Here is a 21,730-nt window from a genome sequence, read left to right as displayed (position 1 = left end):
GGAATCAGATGCTCTCGACGGTGACGCGGTCATTGGTGAAGACGCAGATGTCCGCGGCAACCTGCATCGCCTTGCGCGCGATCGTCTCGGCGTCGTCCTCGTAGGAATCGAGCGCGCGGGCCGCCGCCAGCGCATAGTTGCCGCCCGAACCGATCGCGGTGATCCCGCCTTCCGGCTCCAGCACATCGCCATTGCCAGTGAGGACCAGCATGGTCTCGGCATCGGCCACGATCATCAGGGCTTCGAGATTGCGCAGATACTTGTCGGTCCGCCAGTCCTTGGCCAGCTCCACCGCCGCGCGCATCAGCTGCCCCCGGTGCTGCTCCAGCTTGCGCTCCAGCCGCTCGAACAGGGTGAAGGCATCGGCCGTGGCCCCGGCGAACCCGCCGATCACCTTGCCCTCACCGATGCGCCGCACCTTGCGGGCATTGGGCTTCATCACCGTGTTGCCCATGGAAACCTGCCCATCACCGGCAATCACGGTGCGGCCGTTCTTCTTGACCCCGATGATGGTGGTCCCGTGCCACTGGATCAGGCCGTGGCTGCCCCTCGTATCGTCCATGCCCCGGGATATGGGGCATCATGGGAAAGGATCAAGCCGTCCCGGAACAACAACGGCACCGGGCCGGGGGAGCGGCCGGCGCCGGAAGCCTTCAGCGGACGCGGGGGACCCACCACGCAAGAGTGGCCGGAATTCGGCTCAGGCCGGAGCGAGAATGGGTGCCTTCGAGAACCGGCGCGCAGCGTACTTCCAGCACGTGAGCACCGGAAGCGCAGAAGGCGCCCGTTCGCAGCCCCGCATGGGCCGAATTGCGGCCGCTCTTATTGCCCGCCGGTGTTGTCGCCGTTGGGCCCTTGCGCGCCAAGACCCGAGCCGACCGTGCCGATATTGCCGAACAGATCCTCGAGGAAGGTGCGGTGCGCGCCGAGCGTCGGCGTCACGTGGCCATCCGGATCGAGAATCACGACCTTCTCCATCCCGGTCTTTTCCAGCCGCGCCACGTTGCCGGCCTGATCGAAATGCACCTTGAGCGCCAGCTCGTTATAGGGGCGCGGACGGGTAAAGGCCGCCTGGTGCGTGTCGATCGCGACATAGTACCACACCGGCTCGCCGAACTGCGAAATGAAGGTCGGGCGGCCCAGCGTGCGTTCCACCGACAGCTTGTTGTCGATCCCCGGCTGGACCGAATCGACCAGCGCCTGGTCCACCAGGTAGCCGCGGTGATCCTTGATCGACGCGCAGCCGGCCAGCGCTGAAACAGCCACAACGCCCACCATAACCTGCCTGAGAACCTGCATTGTCGCTCCGCTTGCCTTAAACGCCCGCGCGGTTGCCAAGGCCCCCGCACAAACTGTATCGCCGGCAAGCCTTAGGGCCCCGCGCGGCATCTCGCAATGCCGCGCTTGGAGCCCGCCCATTTAATCGCCGCTGAATGGCGGCGCCCCGATCATCGCCGCCGCCGGGCGGCCGCCAAGGACAATGCCATGGGTCTCCTCTCCCGCCTCCTCAATCGCCCGGCCGACGACCGCGCGCCCTACCGCCCGCTGTGGCACCGCACGGTCGAACTGGCGCGCGACAAGCGCTGGTATGCTGAAGGCGGGATCGCCGACACCGTCCCCGGCCGGTTCGATGCGATCACCCTCACCCTCGCCGCCGTCCTCCTGCGGATGGAGCGCGAGGAGGCCCTCGTCGCCCCCTCGGTCCGCCTGACCGAACTGTTCGTCGACGACATGGACGGCCAACTGCGCGAATCCGGCGTGGGCGATCTCGTCGTCGGCAAGCACATGGGCAAGCTGATGAGCGTGCTGGGCGGCCGCCTCGGCGCCTTGCGCGAAGCCCTCGCCCTGCCGGATGACACGGCCCTGACCGAAGCCATCACCCGCAACATCACGCTGGGCGAAAACGGCGCCCCCGCCACGATCGCCGCCCTGCTGCGCAGCTTCGCCACCAGCCTCGACGGCAAGACCGCCGAAGACCTCCTCGCCGCCCGGATCGAACTTCCCGAAAGCGTCTGACCATGACGCCCCCCGAATTCTCCCGGCCGATCGACCGCCGCCAACTCTCCCCCGCGCCGCTCTCCCTCAGCGCCACAAGGGAAGAGCGCGCCGCCCTCGCCCACCGCTTCGCGCTCGTCTCGATCGGCCGCCTCGAAGCGATCGTCACCCTCACCGCCGACGGCGACGTGGTGAATGCCGCCGGCAGCCTCGCCGCCGAATGGGTCCAGCCCTGCGCGATCTCCGGCGAGGACCTCCCCCAGAAAGCCAGCGAATCCCTCGCCCTCCGCTTCGTCCCCACCACCGGCGCCCAGGCCCCGGACGAGGAAGTCGAACTGACGGCCGCCGACCTCGACGAGATCGAATATACCGGCCACACCTTCGACCTCGGCGAAGCCATCGCCCAGTCCCTCGCCCTGGCCATAGACCCCTTCGCCGCCGGCCCCGAGGCCGACCGCGCCCGCAAGGAAGCCGGAATTCTGGGCGAAAGCGCGAGCGGGCCGTTCGCGGCGCTGGCCGGATTGAAATTGCCCAAGGAATAAAAGGAAGGTGCGAGGGTTAACACCCTCGCGCTCCCAGACCGTCTTCCGGCGTTAGAGGCGGGGCCATTCCTCGCGTAACATATCGGTTAGGGAGGCGGCGATCGACTAATTTCCGAACGCCAATTGCACCTGCTGCTGGCATGCCGGCACCGATACTTCAAATGGCTTCGCCGTTCGAGATACACAGGAAACCGAAAATAGATTTCCGCCCGATTTCCCGAGGAACTTATACAGGAAAAATATTCCATCAGCCTCAATATGAGTTTCCAATATTTTATTATGATAAAAATCGACTATTTTTGTCGTAACTTTTATGCCAGACGCAGGAACGGGAATATTGTGACTATTGAGCGAGTCCAATGCGCCACGACGAATACCGTTATTGAAATCTCGCAGAAAAATATCGGTTATATCCTCCGGAAAATCAGAGGATTTTCCCGCTAATTCTTTAAGCGCAACCACATCCTCAGTCGATTCTTCGGCACGAACCTCTGCCGAACATATACTGATAAAAATGCTGAAAATCATGAGCAGATGTAAAAGCGTTGCCCGAACGAATCTATGGGTATTCTGAAAAGGCATGAACTGCACGCACCCCTAGTTGTCCGTCGGCAAGCTATCTGGCCCCAGCAATTTGCGCAATGCGCCCCCTACACCAAAAAGCAAAGGCCCCGGCTTTCGCCGAGGCCCTCACCTGATCTCGCGCTAATGCCCAGATCAGAACGGAATATCGTCATCCAGATCGTCGGCGAACCCGCCGCCCGACGAGCCGCCGCCGCCCTGGTTCCAGCCGCCGGCCGCGCCGCCGCCCGAGGCACCGCCTGACCGGCCGCCGCCAAAGCCGCCACCCGCACCGCCGCCCGAGGAACCACCCTCGTTCCAGCCGCCCGAACGGCCACCACCAGCACCGCCGCCGGCACCCGCCGCGCCGTCAAGCATGGTCAGCACGGCGCCCGGGCCTTGCAGCACGACCTCGGTCGAATAGCGATCATTGCCCTGCTGGTCCTGCCACTTGCGCGTGCGCAGCTGGCCCTCGAGATAGACCTTGGAGCCCTTCTTCAGAAACCGCTCGGCCACGCCGGCCAGACCTTCGGAGAAGATCGCCACGGTGTGCCACTCGGTCCGCTCCTGCCGCTCGCCCGAAGTGCGGTCCTTCCAGCTTTCCGACGTGGCAATGCGCAGGTTGCAGACCTTGCCGCCGTTCTGGAACGAACGCACCTCCGGGTCGGCCCCGAGGTTACCGACCAAGATCACCTTGTTGACGCTGCCTGCCATCGAATCGCATCCCTTGAACTGATGGCCGCCGGGTTACCGGATCGCACCCGCCGGGGCCATGCTCCGCTAGCGCCTTTCCCACACCCGCGAAGCGGCCTTCGGAATATAGGGGACTGAGGAAGACAATGCAGGGGCCAACGCCCCTGCACCCCAATCCGTCTCCCGGCGATGGGGCAGTACGGAAGGCCGCCTTACACACGACATCAGCGCCGGAAGACGTTCCGGGGCCTGGGGCCCTCGGCCCCAGAATCATTCCCTGCAAACTTCCTGCCCGAAAAGCCCTAAAGGCCCGCCGCCGTAGCCGCCCAGAAGGTCACCCCAGCCGCCACATAGGCCAGCGCGAAAAGGTAGCCGAGCATGAACAGCGGCCATTTCCAGCCATTGGTCTCGCGCCGGGTCACGGCAATCGTGCTCATGCACTGCGGGGCGAAGACGAACCAAGCAAGGAAGGCCAGCGCCATCGGCAGGGTCCAGCGCCTGGCGAGCTGCGCGCCGAGCGCCCGGTTGCTCTCGTCATCGTCGGCAGCGCCGACCGCATAGGTCGTCGCCAGCGAGGAGACCGCCACCTCGCGCGCGGCCATGGCCGGGATCAGGGCGAGCGACATGTCGCGGTTGAAGCCGATCGGCTCGACCACCACAGCAAGGCCGTTGGCGATATGCCCGGCGATCGAGGCGTCGATCTGGTCGCGGCCATCGGCGGCGCGCGGGAAGTTGAGCAGCAGCCAGAGGACCACGGTGACGGTGAAGATGATCGTGCCCGCGCGGCGCAGGAAGATCCAGGCGCGCTGGAACAGGCCGATGGCAAGGTCCTTGAGGCGCGGCATCTGGTACTTGGGCAGTTCCATGATGAAGCCCGAGGCGGCGCCCTTGGTGATCGAGCGGCGCAGGATCAGCGCCACCACCATCGCGCCCACGATCCCGGCCACGTAGAGCGCGAGCAGGACCAGCCCCTGCAGCCCGATCCCCAGGGCGACCGAGCGATTGGGAATGAAGGCGGCGATGATCACGGCATAGACCGGCAGGCGGGCCGAGCAGGTCATCATCGGCGCGATCAGGATCGTGGTCAGCCGGTCGCGCGGATCGGTGATGCTCCGCGTCGCCATGATCCCGGGAATGGCGCAGGCGAAGCTGGAGAGCAGCGGGATGAAGCTGCGCCCCGAAAGGCCAACCCCGGCCATCATCCGGTCCATCAGGAAGGCGGCGCGGGCCATGTAGCCCGAGGCTTCCATGGCGAGGATGAAGAAGAACAGGATCACGATCTGCGGCAGGAAGACCACGACCGAGCCGACCCCGGCGATGATCCCGTCGGTCAGCAGGTCCCGCGCGAGCGACGGCGCCATGGCGCCCTTCACCCCGTCGTGCAGCCAGCCGACCCCGCCGTCGAGCGCGTCGGCAAAGGGCGTCGCCCCGGCGAAGACCGCCTGGAACACCACGAAGAGCAGGGCGAACAGGATCACCGGGCCGATCCACGGATGGAGCAGCACCCGGTCGAGCTTGGCGTGCATGCGGTGGCGGCGGGTTTCCGAGATGATCGCCGCCTCGGCCACGGCATGGGCGGTCAGGCGGCGTTCGGTCAGATTGGTATGCGGCTGGTGATGATCCGCCGGGTCGATCGCGGCGCGCACCTCGGCCACGGCGATCGCGGCGGCCAGCTCGTCCAGCCCGCGCCGGCGCACGGCCACGGTCGGCACCACCGGCACGCCCAGCGCCTCCTGCAGCGCCTTGGGATCGAGCACCAGCCCGTCGCGCTCGGCCAGGTCGACCATGTTGAGCGCGACCACGGTCGGCCGTCCCAGAGCGATCACTTCCTGGGCAAAGACAAGGTGCTGCTCGAGGTTGCTGGCATCGAGCACGATGACCAGCACTTCCGGCGCCGATTCGCCCGGAAACTGGCCAAGGATGACCTTGGCGGTCACTTCCTCGTCCGGGCTGGTCGGGTGCAGGCCGTATGAACCGGGCAGGTCGGTCAGCTCGACCGGCTCGCCTGAGGGCAGGATCAGCCGCCCGCTCTTGCGCTCCACGGTCACGCCCGGATAGTTCGCGATCTTCTGGCGCGCTCCGGTCAGCGCGTTGAAAAGCGCGCTCTTGCCCGCGTTGGGATTGCCGACCAGCGCGGCACTGCGAAGCCGGGTCATGCCGGCTCGACCGTCATCGCCCGGGCATGGACCCGGCGCAGGGCCACGGTCATCCGGCCCACGGTGATCGCCAGCGGGTCGCTTCCGGCAAAGACGCCGCGGTGCGCGACGGACACTTTCGCCCCGGCATCGAGCCCGAGCGCGCGCAGGCGCTGCGCTTCCTCGTCCACCAGTTGATCCCACGCCACTGCAATGATGCGCGCGTTCTGTCCTAGAGGCAGGAGATCGAGGGTCATGCCACGGCGCTGCCAGATGCCGCAGCTATTTGCAAGCGATTCTCAATAAGCAAGGGCGAGCACATCGCTCCGCCTTGGCCATGCCGGCACGTCCACGCCTTGATCGGCGTCAATCAACGCGCCGGATAGCGCATCCGGCCGAGCAGGCGGGTCATGCTGAAGCCCTCGTCGCGCGGGCGCAGCAACCGGGCCTTGGCCTTCTCGAAGCGCATTACGCCCTCGATCCGGCGGTCGAGAAAGGCGGCAGTCGCCGCCTTGCCCTCGCTCTGGTCGTCAGCAAAGACCAGCAGCGTCGCGGCGTATATCGATCCCAGCGTCGCGCGCTTGGTATAGTGGTTGTAGTCCGCCGAGGTATCCCCCGCGAGCCGCCACATCGCATCGGCACTGTTCCAGCCGGTCCGCGCCGCGCGCCGCGCGTTCTGCGGCATGGCCATGATCGACAGCGCCCGCCGCAGCGCCTCTTCCTTGCCCTTGAGCGCCCCCAGCCGAAACTGGATCAGGCTGCGGATGCGCTCGCGGATCGGGAGATTGCCGATGCGCTGCGCCGGCAGGGCCTTGGCCATGTCCGCGTCGATTGTCTCGATCCACGCCGCGATCATGTCCATCGCCCCGCCGGGAAAGGCGATCCGCGCCACGGCCGGGGCCACGCCCAGCGCCGCGGCGGCATTGTCCACCGCCTCCGTCGACCAGCCGTCGAACACTGCGGCCCCGGCCACGCCGGGAGCCAGGGCGAGGCGCAGTTCGTCGAGCGTCAGGTCAGCCGCGTCCATGGTCAGAACGACGGCCCGTAAGTCGTCGCCTTGCGCGCGGCGGCGGCCTTGGCCGCCGTGTTCAGCTCCTGCGCGATCGCGCTCTCGCTGCCCATCAGCGTGGCATAGTCCTTGGCGCTGCGGCCGGAATTGTCGGCCCGGGTCGCGCTCGCCCCGGCCTTGATCAGGATCCGCACCAGTTCGATGTCGCGCTGGTGGACTGCGGTCATCAGCGGCGTCTCCCCGGTCTCGCCCGGATCGTCGACCCGCGCCCCGCGCTCGATCAGCTGCTGCACGCCTTCCACCCAGCCCAAGCTCACCGCGACCCCGATCGGGCGCACGCCCTTGACGTTGGCCTTGTTCGGATCGGCCCCGCGCAGCAGGAGGAAGCGCAGCCATTCGAGATCGCGCCGCGCGGTGACGATGTGCAGCGCGGTATCGCCGGTGGTCACGTCCTGGGTATTGATGATCGTCGGCGTGCCCGTCGGCCCCAGCGCCTTGTCGACATCGGCGCCCTCGCGCTTGCGGATCGCCTCGAGGAACTGGCGGCCCGGTCCGCCCATGCCTTGCGCAAGCGCCGGGGCGGCACCCCCGATTCCCACGGCCAGCCCGATTCCCGCGACAACCAACGCAGCGGCGATTCCGGCAGACAGCTTGACCTTCCTCACGTGATACTCCCTGATATGCGGCCACCACCGGCCGCATCCGACCCTTGCGGAGCGCGGTTTAGCAGAGCATGAACCGCCGCGCCATGATCAAGCCCGCCACGTTCAAGCCGAAAACATTCCTCGCCGGCCTCGCGCTGGCCGCCGCGCTCCCGCTCGCCGCCTGCAATTCCGCCCCGAAGGAGGAGCCCCCGCTCGCCGGCGCGAAGATCGGCGGGCCCTTCACGCTGGTCGATCACACCGGCAAGACCGTGGAGTGGAAGGATTTCGCCGGCAAGTGGCGGATCGTCTACTTCGGCTACACCTGGTGCCCCGATGCCTGCCCGCTCGACGTGGGCGTGATGATGAACGGCCTCCACAAGTTCGCGCATGACCACCCGCAGCAGGCGGCGCAAATCCGCCCCCTGTTCATCACCATCGATCCCGAGCGCGACACCCCGGCCCGCGTCGGCGAATTCGCCGCCGCCTTCGGCCCTGAACTGACCGGCCTCACCGGCAGCGCGGCGCAGGTCGATCAGGCCGCCAAGGCCTTCGTCGCCTATTACGCGCGCGGCAAGAACATGCCCGGCGGCGGCTACCTGATGGACCACAGCCGCATCGCCTACCTGATGGACCCCGCCGGCCAGCCTGTGGCCATGCTGCCGATCGACAAGGGGCCCGAGGCCGTCGCCGCCGACCTTGCCCGCTGGGTGCGGTGATCCGGCCATGACCCGCCCGTTCTGGGAAGCCCCCCTTCACACGCTGGACCGCCAGGAATGGGAAGCCCTGTGCGATGGCTGCGGCAAATGCTGCCTGCACAAGGTCGAGGATGCCGACAGCGGGCGGATCTGGCCGACCAACGTCGCCTGCAAGCTGCTCGATCTCAAGACCTGCCGCTGCGCGGACTACAAGAACCGCCGCAAGTTCGTGCCCGATTGCCTGCGCCTGACGCCGGAACTCGCCGCCACGCTCGACTGGCTGCCCGAGACCTGCGCCTACCGCCTGCGCGCTCACGGCCAGCCCCTGCCCGACTGGCACTACCTGCTGAGCGGAGACCGCGAGGCGGTCCACGCCGCCGGGGCCTCGGTGCGCGGCAAGGCGATCAGCGAGGTCCTCGCCGGCCCGCTCGAACAGCATATCGACTGGGGCGACGAGGAACCGCTCGAGGTCGAGCGGGTGGAAGACGACGATCTCGACGACGAAGGGGCCGAAAGCGACCATGCTTGACTGGCTGCGCCGCCCGGCCCGCGAGGCCCCCAGCCTCGACCTCGCCGGACGCACCCTGCCGGTCGAGATCCGCCGCCTGCCGCATGCCCGCCGCCTGACCCTGCGCCTCGCGCCCGATGGCAGCGCGGTCCGGGTCACCATGCCGAAATGGGCGCCGACCGCCGAGGCCATGGCCTTCGCCCGCTCGCGCGCCGCCTGGCTCGAAGCCCAGCTCGTCCGCCTTCCCCAGGCCGAGCCGCTCCTGCCCGGCAGCGTGATCCCGTGGCGCGGAGAGCCGCGCGGCCTCGTCCACGATCCCGCCGCCGCCCGCCGGGTCCGCCTCGCGGGCGATGCGCTCCATCTCGGCGGCCCGGCCGAATCGCTCGCCCCCCGCCTCAAGCGCTGGATGCACCACGAGGTGCGCGCCCTGTTCCTCGCCGATCTGGCCGACTATGCCCCCCGCGCCGGGGTCGCCCTGCCCGCGCTCGCCCTCAGCAATGCCCAGCGCCGCTGGGGCTCCTGCTCGGCGGGCGGCGTGGTCCGGCTCAACTGGCGGCTCGGCATGGCGCCCGACGATGTGCGCCGCTCGGTCGTCGCACACGAGGTCGCCCACCTCGTCCACTTCGACCATTCCCCGCGCTTCCACGCCCTGCTCGAAGACATTTTCGAGGGCGAGATCGACGCGGCCAACGCCTGGCTGAAACGCCACGGCCGCTCGCTCTACGCCCCGTTGGGCTGATCCGGGCACCCGATCCGAAACACTCGTCATTGCGAGGGGCGAAGCCCCGCGGCAATCCAGGGTGGCGATCCGCAAGGGCTCTGGCCCAAATGGCCCTGGATTGCCGGGCGCCCCGCGGTCGCTCGCAATGACGACGAGCTTGCTCTAGTCGCAGCGGGGAGGCCAATTTGACCGACCCCACCGAGCCCCTTGGTGAATCGCCCCGCAGCCCCTATCTGATCCCACCATGCTCACCGTCGGCAAATCCGCGTTCTGGCGCAATGTTCACCCCACAGGCGCCATCGGCGATTTCGTCGCCGTCTGGCGCACGGCCGGCAAGCGCCGCTGGCCCTTCGTCGCCCTCGCCCTCGCGATGACCACGGGGGTGTTCTACGTGATCGCCGGCGAATCGTGGCGCGGCCCGCCCAAACGCCCCAGCGTGGTCTACATCAACTCGTGGACGGCGAACCGCTCGGACGCCGAAATCGCCAGGACCAACGCCGAGAACCAGCTCCTGCAGGACGAGCTTCGCGCCGAACAGGCCAAGCGCGACGCGAAGATCAAGGACATCTACCGCACCCTCGGCAAGGTCTCGGGCATGGACGTTGCCAGGATCGAGGCCGATGCCAAGGCCGACGCCGCCCGCGAAAAGGCCGCGCACGACAAGGCGATCGGCCTTACAACGGCACCCGCCGCCAATGCCAGGGAAGCCAATCCGGTTGGCCAACGCTGACGATCACCGCTGGCTCGATGCCGCCGCCCGCCTCGCCGCGCGCGGACTGCCGCTGAGCCGCCCCAATCCCGCCGTCGGCGCCCTGCTGGTCAAGCACGGCAAGGTCGTGGCCCGCGGATTCACCCAACCCGGCGGCCGCCCCCATGCCGAAGCCATGGCCCTCGCCGAGGCCGGAACGGCCGCGCGCGGCGCCGCGCTTTACGTCACCCTCGAACCCTGCGCGCACAAGAGCACGCGCGGCCCGGCCTGCGCCGACCTTGTCGCCGAGGCCGATCTCGCCCGCGTCGTCGTCGGCTGCGCCGATCCTGATCCGCGCACCTCCGGCGCGGGGCTTGCCCATATCCGCGTCTCCGGCACGCCTGCCGAACTCGCTGAAAACGCCGCCTGCGCGACAAGCCTCGCCGGATACCTCGTCCGCACTCAGCTCGGCCGCCCCCACGTCACCCTCAAGCTGGCCCTCACCCTCGACGGCTGCATCGCCATGGCCGATGGCACCTCGCAGTGGATCACCGGCGAGGCCGCCCGCGCCCACACTCACGCCATGCGCGCCCGCGCCGATGCCATCCTCGTCGGCGGCGGCACCCTGCGCGCCGATGCCCCGCGCCTCGACGTGCGCCTGCCCGGCCTCGAACACCGCAGCCCCGAACGCTGGCTGCTCACGCGCGGCGCGGCACCCGAAGGCTGGCGCGCACTGCCCTCGCCCCGGGCGATCTTCGGGCAGGCCGCACAATATCTCTTCATCGAAGGCGGCGCGCAGACCGCCGCGGCCTTCCTCGCCGCCGATCTGGTCGATCGCCTGCTGATCTACCGCGCCCCGATCCTGCTCGGCACGGGGCGCCCGGCGCTGGGCGACATCGGCCTGGTTGCCCTTGCCGATGCCCACGGCCGCTGGCGCCCGGCGGGCCGCCGCGCCCTTGGCAAGGACACGCTCGAAGTCTACGAGCGCACCCGCAGTTCACAGGGGTAAATCGCCATGTTCACCGGCATCGTCACCGCCATTGGCCAGATCCGCGAGGCGACGCAGAAGGGCGACCTCCACGCCGTGATCGGCTGCCCGTGGGACCCGGCCGGGATCGCCATCGGCGCCTCGATCGCCTGTTCGGGCGTCTGCCTCACCGTGGTCGAACGCGGCGGCACGCCGGGCGATGCGTGGTTCGCGGTCGACCTCTCGGGCGAAACTGTCTCGCGCACCGTTCCCGGCCGCTGGGCGCACGGCACGGCGCTCAACCTCGAACCGGCCCTGCGCCTCGGCGACGAGCTTGGCGGCCACATCGTCACCGGCCATGTCGATGCCGTGGGCCGGGTCGCCGCGATCGAACCGATCGGCGATTCGCGCCGCTTCACCATCGCCGCCCCGGCCGACCTCGCGCCCTATATCGCCCCCAAGGGCTCGATCACGGTCGACGGCGTCTCGCTCACCGTCAACGAAGTGGCCGACCAGCCCGACGGCTCCTGCCACTTCACCCTCAACATCATCCCCCACACCGCCGATGTAACCACCATCGGCGCGCTCAAGGCCGGTGACAGCGTCAATCTCGAGATCGACGTGCTGGCGCGCTATCTCAAGCGGATGCAAAGCCTGCGCGGCTGAGGCTGCGCTTTCCTACACCGGCTCACCCTGTCATCCTGCGCGCCGGGCCACGCTCGCACGGCCTTCTTTGACAGCCGGAAAAATGCAGTCAGTTGGACAAGTGTCACCCATGCACTCGTCCATAAGCGCCCAAGGCAAAAGAAAAATCTCTCCGGAGGCAGGGTGACACTGTCACCCTGACAGCGCGGCGCCGCTCCCCTCCCGCAGGCGGGAGGGGCTGGGGGAGGGCATCGCAACGCCGGATCTGCAAGCAAGGTGTTCCAAAATGAAAAGGGGCGCGAAGGTCTCCCCCCGCGCCCCTTTCAAATCGGTCCAGCGAACCGGATCAGGCAGCCGTCACGTCCGCCACGGCGGCCACGAACTTGTCGATATTGCCCATGGTCAGGCCGGCCACGTTGATGCGCCCCGTCCCCGCCATGTAAACGCCGTGCTTCTCGCGCATCGCCAGAACCTGCTCAGGGGTCAGCGGCACGATCGAGAACAGGCCGTTCTGCGAACCGAACGGAATCATGTCGACTGTCCCGGCGGTCCCGGCAGCAGCCAGCCTGCCGCGGACCTGGCGCATGCGGTCACGCATCTCGTCCAGTTCGCCCAGCCACAGCGCCACGAGGGCTTCGTCCTCGAGAACGAGGCGAACGGCGGCGGCGCCGTGATCCGGCGGCATCGACCAGGCGGCGCGGGCCAGGGCATGACCGTTCGACAGCGCGGCCTGCACCTGATCGGCGCTTTCCATCATCACGTAAACCGCGCCGACGCGATCCCGGTAGAGGCCGAAGTTCTTGTCGCACGAATAGGCGATCAGCGCTTCCGGCACTTCGGCAAGGACGCGGCGCAGGCCGTAGGCATCTTCTTCCATGCCGTGGCCGAGGCCCTGATAGGCAAGGTCGATGATCGGCAGCAGGCCCTTGGCCTTGAGCAGGCCGGCAATCTCGTCCCACTGGGCATTGCTGTAGTCGATGCCGAGCGGGTTGTGGCAGCAGCCGTGAAGCAGGATGGCATCGCCCTCGCCCGCCTGTTCGATGGCGAAGCGCAGCGAGTCCATGTCGACCGTGCCGCCCTTGCTCGAATGCTTGAAGCCCTGCAGCTCAAGCCCGAGGTCGGCCACGATCTGGGCGTGGTTGGGCCACGAAGGCGTGCCCATCCACAGCCGCTTGATCCCGGCGCGCTTGGCCAGCGCAAGGGCAAGGCGCACCGCGCCGGTGCCGCCCGGGGTCTGCATCCCGTCGATCCGGCCGCCCAGCGTCGGGTCGTTCTTGCCGAAGACGAAGGGCATCAGCGCGTGGACGAAGCCCATGTCGCCTTCCGGCCCGAGGTAGGCCTTGGAATCCTGCGTCTCGAGCAGCTTCTTCTCGGCCGCCTTGATGCAGGCGAAGACCGGCGTCGCGCCGCTATCGGTGCGATAGACGCCGACGCCGAGGTCGATCTTGTCCGCGCGCGGATCGTTGTTGTGAAGCTTGATCAGCGCCAGGAGCGCGTCAGCGGGCTGCTGCTGGAGGTTCGTAAGCATGGCCGCGCCCTTTAACCCTTGCTGCGCTGCGGGCAAGGGGTTTTGGCGCGGAAATGCTCCTCAGAATGGAAGCCAGGTCTGCTTGTGGGTAAACTTCATGTAGCCGGCATTGACGCCAAGCCGCAGCCCGACGCCCATCCGCACCGGAATCAGCACGATATTGTCGCGCCGCAGGTACGAGACGTTGAAGCCGCCCACGAGATAGGCCTGCCCCTCGCCCGAACCGAAGCGCTTGTAGAGGTCCTCGGAATCGTAAAGGTTGTACACGAGCACGAAGGTGTTGCCGGCATTGGCCCCGGCATCGAATCCGATGGAAGGTCCGGTCCAGTAGACCGGCTTCTGGCCCTCGACCTTGTGGTACAGAGTGCCCGAACCGTACCGCACGCCGACCACCAGCGCCCCGCCGCCCTCGCGGCCGACGATGTAGCCATTGGGCTCGCCCTGCTTGGCCAGGATGCCCTTGATCATGTCGGCCAGGCCCTTGGCACCCTTGCCGAACACGCCCTCGGCCGCGCCGATCAGGTCGTCCTCGTGATAGGTCGCGCCCTGCTTGCCGGCCTGGACCGGATTGGTAGAGGCCTGCCCCGCGGCAACCTCGGCATTGGGCGAGGTCACGGCCGGCTGCGCGGTTGGGTCGCTGGTGGCGACGGGCGCGGCGGTGAGACTCGGCGCGGCGGTGGTGCCGCCCGGCTGGGCCTGCTGCGAAAGCGGCACCAGATCGCCGTCGATCGCCTTGTCCGGATCGACCTGCCGGACCTGCGCGGCGGCGGGAAGCGCACCGGCGCCAAGCGCAAGGCCGGCCAGCGCTGAAAGGAAAATCCGGGCGATCCCGCCCACGTTGCTTTGCATGACCCGTCCCTCGACCATTCCAACACTGTCAGAATCGATCCCTGCCGCGCCTGCAATGAACCGGCGATGAGCCGACTCCGTTTTGCGACCGACGGTTCCCACAAAAAGGAACGAGCCCCCCTTGCCGCCCCGAAAACCCCTCGCTATAGCGCCCCCTCGCCGCTGCGATCCGGAGACGTGGGTGAGTGGCTGAAACCAACGGTTTGCTAAACCGTCGTACTGGTAAATCCGGTACCGAGGGTTCGAATCCCTCCGTCTCCGCCAGCGCTGGGCCGCACCGAGCGAAATCAGCACGGCCCTAGCCCTTTAAGTTCGGAACGTTTCCGGCGCTTCAGTGCGCCGCTGGCGCTGCCGGGGCTTCGCCGCCGCGGCGCCAGACCGGCCAGCCGACCAGCGCAATCACCAGCCCGGCAGCCAGGAACAGCAGGCTGCCATTCTCACCCGCGTGAAGCCCGGCAAAGGCGAGCGGCGGGCCGAACAGGACGCCGACCAGCGTGACCTGGGTGATCAAACCGCTGGTTGCCCCCATTGCGGCGGGCGACGGGGCGACGATAGGCATGAGCGCCCACATGCCGACGAGGACGCCAAGCCCGAACATCAACCCGCAATTCATCCCGATCGCCGCGATCATGTCCGAGGGGGCAAGGATCAGGCCCGCCGCGCACAGCCCGCTCATGGTCAGCGCAGCGCAGCCGAGGATGGCCGGGCGGACCCCGCGATTACACAACGCGCCGAACAGGAAGGCGCCGCCGACATTGCACAGCATGGCAAGGATGTTGAACGAGTGGACCTCGGCCTCCTCCGCCCCGAGCTTGACTGACAGCAGGTGAGGCAGGGTTGCAACAAAGCCGGTCTGCAGGAAGGCGGCCGCCGCGAAGGACAGCCCAAGCACGAAGGGCCAGGGCGTACGGACGACCTGCTTGACCGCTGCCATGCGGTTTGGCTGACGGGCATCGGGCGCAATACCGGGCAAGAGCAACCGGCCGACCGCGACGAGGACGGCCGTGGCCGCGGCATGGCCGATGAAGGCACCGCGCCAGCCGATGTGTGCCCCGGCCGTGGCGCCGTAGATAGACGAAGCGATGAAGCTGGCGGGGATCACCGTCGACCACAGCGCCAGCGCGGCAACCCGCTGCTTGCCTGCGGTCAGGCGCGAGATCATCGTCACCGCGGCCACGGCCATCCCGACATAGCCGAAGCCGCCGACCACGCGCCACGCCAGCAAGGTCTCGATCGAACCGGCCGTTATCACGCCGACATCGCCGAGCAGGACCAGCGCGGCGCCGGCGACCATGATCCGCCGGTCGCCGAACCGGTCGACCAGTCCGCCCATTGGCAGGGAACCAAGGGCCGCGGCCAGCGCGGGCATCGACATGACCCAGCCAACGAGCGACTGAGACTTCGGATGGAACTCTGCGCCGATCCCCCCAAGCGCGGGAACGGCGATGCTGACGACCAGCATTGCGGCGACGCCGATCAGATAGATCAGGAGGATCAGGCCCCAGGGAGCGCGGTCGGTCGTCGGCATCGTGAAATTCTCCCCGCCCCGGAGTTCGCGCCGGGATCCATGTGAAGCGGGTGTGCCTGCGCGCCTGTTAGGCGGCAAGCGGGAGCCGACCTCAATTCAGTGTCGCGAAATCCGAACCAATCGCGCGCTTGCGCGACTGTTGCGGATTTGACACCCTGAAGTCGTACCAAACCTGCGGGCATGCCCCGCGCAGGCACCAGGACGAGAGCGTCCGGTGCGGGGAGAATCATAGTGCTGGAGCGCCTTGCTGCCCGGGTCGGCGGAAGGTCGATGCTGGTCTCGTTGATCGTGGCCATCGCCTTTTTCATGGAAACGCTGGATTCGACGATAATCGTCACCGCCATTCCCAGAATGGCGAACGACTTCGGCATCGACCCGGCACGGATGAGCCTCGGGATCACCGCCTATGTCATGGCGGCGGCGGCCTGCGTCACCGCCTCGGGCTGGCTGGCCGACCGGATTGGCACCCGTACCCTGTTCGCCGGCGCGATCATGCTGTTCGCCCTGGCCTCGCTCGCCTGCGGGCTGGCTCCCAACTTCAACGCATTTGTCGCGGCGCGCGCCGTGCAGGGTGCGGCGGCGGCGATGATGAGCCCGGTGGGCCGCCTCGTGGTCTTGCGCACCTCGGAGAAGAAGGACCTGATGAAGGCGCTCTCGGCGCTGATCTGGCCGGGCCTGGTGGCGCCGGTAATCGGGCCGCCGCTCGGTGGCTGGATCACAGATTTCGCCTCGTGGCACTGGATCTTCTTCGTCAACGTGCCGGTCGCGCTGATCGGCCTGCCGCTGGTGCTGGCCACCGTGCCGAACGAAAGGCAGGAGACCAAGCCGTTCGACCTTGCAGGCTTCCTGCTCACCGCCCTTGCCCTTGTCTGCCTGACCTATGGCTTCGACCTGCTGGCGCTGCGCGACGTGGCCTCACTCCAGCTTGGCCTGGGGCTGATGGTGCTGTCGGTCGGCGTGGGCTGGCTGGCACTGCGCCACATGCGCACGACCGACCGCCCCTTGATCCGGCTCGACGCGCTCAAGGTGAAGTCGTTCTTCGTTGCCAGCGTTACCGGCGGGGTGGTTTCGCGCGCCACGATCAGCGCGACGCCGTTCCTGCTGCCGCTCATGCTGCAGATCGCCCACGGCATGAGCGCGTCGCAAGCAGGCGGCATGCTGATGATCTACATGATGGCCAACCTTGGCATGAAGACCGTCACCAACCGCTTGATCGCGCGGTTCGGCATCCGCACGACGCTGATTGCCAGCAGCTTGCTCGCCGGTGTGACGATCGCCGCCTGCGCTCTGCTTTCGCCATCGTTGCCCCTGGCGATCAATGCCGCAATCCTCGCTGCCGCTGGCGCCATGCGCTCATTGCAGTTCACAGCGGTGACCATGGTCAACTTCGCCGACATCGCCCCGCCGCAGCGCCAACCGGCTTCGGTGGTTTCTTCGCTGACCCAGCAGATCGGATTCGGTGCGGGCGTGGCGATCGGCGCCCTATTGCTGACCCTGAGCCAATGGTCGCGCGAAGCCTCGGCAATCGGCCTGTTCGATTTCCAGATCGCATTGGTCCTGGCCGGCATTGCCAGCGCTGCTGCATCTCTGTCCTATCTAGGCCTCGCCCACGACGTGGGTGACGAAATCAGCGGGCGCAAGCCCCGTGCTGCCTGAAACGAGGCCGCCAAGAGGAGAGCGGGAATGGACCGGCTGACCACCATGGCGACGTTCCTCAGGGTGGTGAAGTGTGCCAACTTCACCACGGCGGCCGAGGAACTGTCGATCTCCCGTACCCTGGTCTCGCGCCATGTCGCCGATCTCGAAGCCCATCTCGGGATCAAGCTGCTCAACCGCACGACCCGGCAGGTCACCGCCACCGACGCGGGCCTGCGCTATGCCGAACTGTGCCAGAAGGTCCTGGGCGAGATCCGCAGCGGCGAGGAGCAGATCGCGGCGATCAAGAACGAAGTTGAGGGCGAGATCTCGATCCTCTGCCCGATCTGGATCGGCTCGTTCGGCATTTCCCCCGCCACGGCCGAGTTCTGCAAACAGAACCCGGGCATCTCGATCCGGCTGCACTTCGAGGAGCCATCGTCCAACCCGCACGAGTTTCTGGCGCACGGCCACGACCTGTGCATTCAGCCCAACGTGCTGCGCGACAGTTCGATCATGGTAAAGAAGATCGGGCGAATCGAGCACCTGCTGGTCGCCTCGCCCGAATATCTCGCCGAACGCGGCATGCCCGAAACGGCCGAGGATCTCGCCCGGCACGATTGCCTGGCCAAGAGCACCGACGCGACCTGGCTGTTCACCAACGGCGAACGGGTCAACCTGCGCCTGCCATCGCGCTTTTCCTCGAACTCGGTCTTTGCCCTGCGCGAAGCTTGTGTCGCGGGCCTCGGCATTGCCATGCTCCCCAAGGGGATCATGCGCCTGCCCCTGGTGGAAGACCGGCTGGTGCCCGTTCTGACCGACAATCCGCCCGCCGCGCGGCCGCTCTATGTCGCTTTCCCGCCCGGCGATGCGCCGCGCCGGATCAAGGCCCTGGTCTCGTTCCTGGCCGACTGGTTCAAGCAGCACAGTCCCGACGAAGCCTGAACTGCGCCATCCGCCAGCGCCGCCGCGCAAGACCAGCCAACTTTCCGACAGCAAAAAGGGCCGGGATTTCCCCCGGCCCTTTTTCCGTGTTTGCCGCTGCGCGTCAGTCGCGGCGATATTCGCTGCGGGCATGCTCGTTGTAGGGCGACGGAGCGACCGTGACCTTCAGCCGCTGGAAACCGAAGTCGCCGGCCGGATCGTGGCCCGGACCGGGGTGTTCGCCCCAGACGAACTCGAGGCTCGTGCCGGGCACGGCATATTCCTTGTCGACCAGTCCGAGCGAAAGGATAGCATTGAGCGGGCCGATCAGGCCGGTCTGGAACGACATGCCGACCAGCTTGCCGTCCTTCTCGATCCGGTAGCGGCCATAGGTGTTCATATATTCGGGCTGGCCGAACACGCGGGCCATGTCGGCCGGATCGAACACGAAGGTAACCTTGCGGCGGCGGTAATCGTCCCTGGCCTTTTCCAGCGCCTCGCGGCCGCAGTAGTCATGATTGAAGGCGATCGACTTGCCGTAGCCCAGCTCGAACGGCGAGACGTAATAGTCCTCGATGTTGTCCGAATAGAAGCTGCCGTGGAGCGGCTTCTGCCCTTCGTAGGAAAAGATCGAGAGCCATTCGCGGTAACCGCGCAGCTCGGGATCGGTGAAAACGCCCGGCGTCGGGGTCGGTATCCAGCCGCTCTCGATCCCGTTGGTGTAATAGGCCTTGCCGCCGACGTGGAGCAGGCCGAATTCCTCACCGGCCTTGAGGATCGCCTCCTTGACGAAGGCCGCGTCCTTCCAGTCACCGATGAACTCGTAGCCGGGCATCCCGGCCATGCCGTGGCGGAAAGCGCGGAAGCTACGGCCGCCCAGCTCGACCGGGGTCGAGTGGAAGAACTTCGTCTTGGGCAGCGGACCGCCGAACAGCTTCTCGGCCAGCGGCATGGCGCTCGGGCCCTGGATCTGGAAGCGGAAGATCAGCGGATCGCCGGCCTTGCGCAACCCGGAGTCCGGATCGACGGTCATCTGGACGTCGTAGCCGCCCTTCTCACCCTGGTAGCGGATCCAAGACTGCGACGCCGGAACGCCCGACAGGTTGTAGCGCTGCTCGGCGTCGCGCATCAGGATGCCGTCGGTGATCAGGTGCCCGCGCTCGGTCACCGGCACGAACTGCTTGGCCTGGCCGATCACGAAGTTCTCGTAATTGTTGGCGCTGTAGTCCTTGAGCAGGCGCAGCGCGTCCGGCCCCTCGATCCACAGGTCCCACATGTGGTGCGACAGGTCGGACAGGGCGACCGCGTCGCGCCAGGCGGCCTGTTCGGCGCGCCATCCGGCATATTCGGGCGCAATGACCGGGACTTCCCAGGCCTTGGCATTGGGCTTCCAGACGACCTTCATCGGCGATCCGGCTTCATCGATGGCCTGCTGCAGGCTGATCGGCTTCATTTCGGCGATCCTCTTCAGTGAAACGGCTTGTCCGGACGGTACGGGCCCGGCGTGGTGAGCCCGGACTAGCAAGACCGGCGGCCCGAGAGATGCCCACGGATCGGCGCAGCATTGTCGCGGATTTCGCGACAACCGAACAAATGACGCAATTGCACCGTTTTGGCCGGCTCCGCCCATCCGCTCACGATAGCCGTAACCAGATTGTTGCGGGATCGGTCGCTACCGAAGGCCCTCCCGCAATGCCAACTGCCGGCAGGTCACCATTGCCGATGAGACTTGCCGATGATCCCCTTAAACCAGCTGTTCGCTGACTACAGCATAGAAGCCACGGCCAAGGATGCCGCCCTGCTCGGTGCGCTGGGCAAGGAGCCCGCGCGCCCGGCCGAGGTCTTCGTGCCGTGGCTGCCCGAGGAAGGCGACGCCGCCCGGATCGCCGCCTGCGTTGCCGTCCGCGCGCAAGGCTTCGAGCCGGTACCCCACATTTCGGCGCGGCGGATCGAAAGCCTTGAAGCCCTCGACCGGCTGCTGGGCGCCCTGCGCGCCGAAGCCGGGGCAACCCGCCTGTTCCTGATCGCGGGCGACCTGTCCCGGCCATCCGGGCCGTTTTCCGACAGCCTTTCGGTCATCGAGACCGGGCTGATCGAGCGCCACGGTTTCACTTCGGTCGGGATCGCGGGCCACCCCGACGACCACCCCGACGTGCCCGACGAGGTGCTGTGGCAGGCCATGGCTGACAAGCTCGCCGCGCTCAAGGCGCGGGGCCTTGCCGCTCAGGTCGTCACCCAATTCTCGTTCGACGCGCAGCGGGTGGTGAGCTGGCTCGCTGAAGTCCGCGCCCGCGGCCACCACGTTCCGGTGCGGATCGGCATCCCCGGCCCGGCCGGCGTACGGGTTCTGCTCCGCTTTGCGACCCGCTGCGGGGTCGCGGCCTCGGCCAGCGCGGTCGCCAAGTATGGCCTCTCGCTCGGCCGCCTGCTCGGCGACGCCGGGCCTGACCGCTTCCTTGTCGATCTGGGCAAGGGGCTTGCCGCAGGCGGGCTCGGCGCAGTCCGGCTCCACGTGTTCCCCTTCGGCGGCTTCGCCAAGTTTGCTGGCTGGCTCGGCGCCGCGCTGCAAGAGCCCGAGCGGGCCTGACAACAATATCCGGGAGAGACCAATGACCAAGACCTACACGCTCGTCGTCAGTTGCCCCGACCGCCCCGGGATCGTGCGCGGCGTCTCCGGCGCGATCTTCGATGCCGGGGGCAACATCCTCGACAGCCGCCAGTTTGACGATCGGGAAACCGGGCGCTTCTTCCAGCGCGTGGTGTTTGAATGCCCAGGCGCGCCCGCCGGGCTGACCGAGGCGATGGAGCGGCTGGCAGGCGAGTTCGCGATGGACTGGAAGCTGATCCCCGGCGAGCGCAAGACCAGGGTGCTGATCCTCGTCAGCAAGTTCGACCACTGCCTCGGCTATCTGCTCTACAAGACCCGGATGGGCGAACTGCCGATGGATATCGTCGGCATCGCATGCAATCACCCGCGCGAGGCGCTGGCCGTGTCGGACATTGGCGGCATCCCGTTCCACCACCTGCCGATCACCAAGGACACCAAGCCTGCGCAGGAAGCGCGGATCAAGGCGCTGGTCGATGAGACCGGGGCGGAACTGGTGATCCTCGCCCGCTACATGCAGATCCTCTCGGACGATCTCGCCTCGTTCCTGTCCGGGCGCTGCATCAACATCCACCACTCCTTCCTGCCCAGCTTCAAGGGCGCCAAGCCCTATCACCAGGCCCACGCGCGCGGGGTGAAGATGATCGGCGCGACGGCCCACTACGTTACGGCCGACCTCGACGAAGGCCCGATCATCCATCAGGCGACCGAGGCCGTCAGCCACGAGGACCGGCCGGACGATCTCGTCCGCAAGGGGCGCGAGATCGAAAGCCGGGTTCTGGGCCGGGCCGTGGGCTGGCACATCACGCACCGCGTCTTCCTCAACGGCGCCAAGACCATCGTCTTTGCGAATTGAGG

General features: G+C 67.4%; 24 protein-coding genes and 1 tRNA gene. 13 read left to right on the top strand and 12 right to left on the bottom strand.

What is annotated here, in order from left to right; genetic code table 11:
- Positions 1-4 precede the first annotated feature (4 nt).
- Both hslV and H7F51_RS10900 read right to left on the bottom strand, forming a co-directional pair.
- Entirely contained in the window at positions 5-562 is a 558-nt protein-coding gene (gene hslV / locus H7F51_RS10905; protein WP_281384446.1) for an ATP-dependent protease subunit HslV, read from the bottom strand.
- A 260-nt stretch (positions 563-822) separates the two neighbouring features.
- Positions 823-1,299 (bottom strand): outer membrane protein assembly factor BamE, encoded by a 477-nt coding sequence (locus tag H7F51_RS10900; protein WP_185664338.1) that lies wholly within the window; start codon positions 1,297-1,299, stop codon positions 823-825.
- A 186-nt stretch (positions 1,300-1,485) separates the two neighbouring features.
- Between H7F51_RS10900 and H7F51_RS10895 the strand changes: the two genes are divergently transcribed.
- Both H7F51_RS10895 and H7F51_RS10890 read left to right on the top strand, forming a co-directional pair.
- Complete coding sequence (locus tag H7F51_RS10895) at positions 1,486-2,016, top strand: ubiquinol-cytochrome C chaperone family protein (protein ID WP_185664337.1); 531 nt, start codon at positions 1,486-1,488, stop codon at positions 2,014-2,016.
- A gap of 2 nt (positions 2,017-2,018) precedes the next feature.
- Positions 2,019-2,537, top strand: a complete 519-nt coding sequence (locus tag H7F51_RS10890; RefSeq protein ID WP_185664336.1) for a YceD family protein — start codon at positions 2,019-2,021, stop codon at positions 2,535-2,537.
- Positions 2,538-2,642: 105 nt separating this feature from the next.
- Here H7F51_RS10890 and H7F51_RS10885 read toward each other — a convergent pair whose 3' ends face one another.
- The 6 genes from H7F51_RS10885 to H7F51_RS10860 form a co-directional block, all read right to left on the bottom strand.
- Positions 2,643-3,065, bottom strand: coding sequence for a hypothetical protein (locus H7F51_RS10885; protein WP_185664335.1), 423 nt, complete (start codon positions 3,063-3,065; stop codon positions 2,643-2,645).
- Between the two features lie 189 nt (positions 3,066-3,254).
- Positions 3,255-3,812: a single-stranded DNA-binding protein gene (gene ssb, locus H7F51_RS10880; protein WP_185664334.1), complete on the bottom strand. Its 558-nt coding sequence runs from the start codon at positions 3,810-3,812 to the stop codon at positions 3,255-3,257.
- A gap of 281 nt (positions 3,813-4,093) precedes the next feature.
- Positions 4,094-5,947 (bottom strand): ferrous iron transporter B, encoded by a 1,854-nt coding sequence (feoB, locus tag H7F51_RS10875; protein ID WP_185664333.1) that lies wholly within the window; start codon positions 5,945-5,947, stop codon positions 4,094-4,096.
- Positions 5,944-6,183 (bottom strand): FeoA family protein, encoded by a 240-nt coding sequence (locus tag H7F51_RS10870; RefSeq protein WP_185664332.1) that lies wholly within the window; start codon positions 6,181-6,183, stop codon positions 5,944-5,946. The genes feoB and H7F51_RS10870 overlap by 4 nt, the downstream gene beginning before the upstream one ends.
- 113 nt (positions 6,184-6,296) lie before the next feature.
- Positions 6,297-6,953 (bottom strand): COQ9 family protein, encoded by a 657-nt coding sequence (locus H7F51_RS10865; RefSeq protein ID WP_185664331.1) that lies wholly within the window; start codon positions 6,951-6,953, stop codon positions 6,297-6,299.
- 2 nt (positions 6,954-6,955) lie between these two features.
- Positions 6,956-7,600 (bottom strand): ankyrin repeat domain-containing protein, encoded by a 645-nt coding sequence (locus H7F51_RS10860; RefSeq protein ID WP_185664330.1) that lies wholly within the window; start codon positions 7,598-7,600, stop codon positions 6,956-6,958.
- A gap of 83 nt (positions 7,601-7,683) precedes the next feature.
- On the opposite strand from H7F51_RS10860, the gene H7F51_RS10855 reads away from it, so the two are divergent.
- From H7F51_RS10855 to H7F51_RS10830, 6 genes are all read left to right on the top strand, one after another.
- Positions 7,684-8,295: an SCO family protein gene (locus H7F51_RS10855; protein ID WP_246448185.1), complete on the top strand. Its 612-nt coding sequence runs from the start codon at positions 7,684-7,686 to the stop codon at positions 8,293-8,295.
- A gap of 7 nt (positions 8,296-8,302) precedes the next feature.
- Positions 8,303-8,803: a YcgN family cysteine cluster protein gene (locus H7F51_RS10850; RefSeq protein ID WP_185664328.1), complete on the top strand. Its 501-nt coding sequence runs from the start codon at positions 8,303-8,305 to the stop codon at positions 8,801-8,803.
- A complete protein-coding gene (locus tag H7F51_RS10845; RefSeq protein ID WP_185664327.1) occupies positions 8,796-9,521 on the top strand; it encodes a M48 family metallopeptidase in 726 nt (241 codons plus the stop codon). Before H7F51_RS10850 ends, H7F51_RS10845 begins: the two co-directional genes overlap by 8 nt.
- Positions 9,522-9,747: 226 nt before the next feature.
- A complete protein-coding gene (locus H7F51_RS10840; RefSeq protein ID WP_185664326.1) occupies positions 9,748-10,233 on the top strand; it encodes a hypothetical protein in 486 nt (161 codons plus the stop codon).
- Positions 10,199-11,200, top strand: coding sequence for a bifunctional diaminohydroxyphosphoribosylaminopyrimidine deaminase/5-amino-6-(5-phosphoribosylamino)uracil reductase RibD (gene ribD / locus H7F51_RS10835; protein ID WP_185664325.1), 1,002 nt, complete (start codon positions 10,199-10,201; stop codon positions 11,198-11,200). The genes H7F51_RS10840 and ribD overlap by 35 nt, the downstream gene beginning before the upstream one ends.
- A gap of 6 nt (positions 11,201-11,206) precedes the next feature.
- Positions 11,207-11,824, top strand: a complete 618-nt coding sequence (locus H7F51_RS10830; protein ID WP_185664324.1) for a riboflavin synthase — start codon at positions 11,207-11,209, stop codon at positions 11,822-11,824.
- Positions 11,825-12,149: 325 nt separating this feature from the next.
- On the opposite strand, the gene H7F51_RS10825 is transcribed toward H7F51_RS10830, so the two are convergent.
- Both H7F51_RS10825 and H7F51_RS10820 read right to left on the bottom strand, forming a co-directional pair.
- Positions 12,150-13,331 carry an amino acid aminotransferase gene (locus H7F51_RS10825; RefSeq protein WP_185664323.1) on the bottom strand — a complete coding sequence of 394 codons (1,182 nt, stop codon included), beginning with the start codon at positions 13,329-13,331 and terminating at the stop codon, positions 12,150-12,152.
- A 60-nt stretch (positions 13,332-13,391) separates the two neighbouring features.
- Positions 13,392-14,180, bottom strand: coding sequence for a DUF1134 domain-containing protein (locus tag H7F51_RS10820; RefSeq protein ID WP_246448183.1), 789 nt, complete (start codon positions 14,178-14,180; stop codon positions 13,392-13,394).
- Positions 14,181-14,351: 171 nt separating this feature from the next.
- Between H7F51_RS10820 and H7F51_RS10815 the strand changes: the two genes are divergently transcribed.
- A tRNA-Ser gene (locus H7F51_RS10815) sits at positions 14,352-14,444 on the top strand.
- Between the two features lie 67 nt (positions 14,445-14,511).
- On the opposite strand, the gene H7F51_RS10810 is transcribed toward H7F51_RS10815, so the two are convergent.
- Positions 14,512-15,708 carry an MFS transporter gene (locus H7F51_RS10810; RefSeq protein ID WP_185664321.1) on the bottom strand — a complete coding sequence of 399 codons (1,197 nt, stop codon included), beginning with the start codon at positions 15,706-15,708 and terminating at the stop codon, positions 14,512-14,514.
- 231 nt (positions 15,709-15,939) lie between these two features.
- Between H7F51_RS10810 and H7F51_RS10805 the strand changes: the two genes are divergently transcribed.
- Positions 15,940-17,364 (top strand): MFS transporter, encoded by a 1,425-nt coding sequence (locus H7F51_RS10805; protein WP_185664320.1) that lies wholly within the window; start codon positions 15,940-15,942, stop codon positions 17,362-17,364.
- A gap of 27 nt (positions 17,365-17,391) precedes the next feature.
- Complete coding sequence (locus H7F51_RS10800) at positions 17,392-18,288, top strand: LysR family transcriptional regulator (protein ID WP_185664319.1); 897 nt, start codon at positions 17,392-17,394, stop codon at positions 18,286-18,288.
- Between the two features lie 103 nt (positions 18,289-18,391).
- Here the strand turns inward: H7F51_RS10800 and H7F51_RS10795 are convergent, their stop codons facing one another.
- Entirely contained in the window at positions 18,392-19,720 is a 1,329-nt protein-coding gene (locus tag H7F51_RS10795; protein ID WP_185664318.1) for an aminomethyl transferase family protein, read from the bottom strand.
- Positions 19,721-20,002: 282 nt separating this feature from the next.
- Between H7F51_RS10795 and H7F51_RS10790 the strand changes: the two genes are divergently transcribed.
- The gene (locus tag H7F51_RS10790; protein ID WP_185664317.1) at positions 20,003-20,854 is read left to right on the top strand and encodes a methylenetetrahydrofolate reductase; all 852 of its coding nucleotides are present in this window, start codon (positions 20,003-20,005) and stop codon (positions 20,852-20,854) included.
- Between the two features lie 22 nt (positions 20,855-20,876).
- Positions 20,877-21,728: a formyltetrahydrofolate deformylase gene (gene purU / locus H7F51_RS10785; protein WP_185664316.1), complete on the top strand. Its 852-nt coding sequence runs from the start codon at positions 20,877-20,879 to the stop codon at positions 21,726-21,728.
- Positions 21,729-21,730 lie beyond the last annotated feature (2 nt).

Origin of the sequence: Novosphingobium flavum, assembly GCF_014230315.1 — a bacterium.
Taxonomy (GTDB): Bacteria; Pseudomonadota; Alphaproteobacteria; order Sphingomonadales; family Sphingomonadaceae; genus Novosphingobium; species Novosphingobium flavum.
The sequence above is the reverse complement of the archived record's forward strand: the minus strand, read 5'-3'. Positions and strand labels throughout refer to the sequence as shown.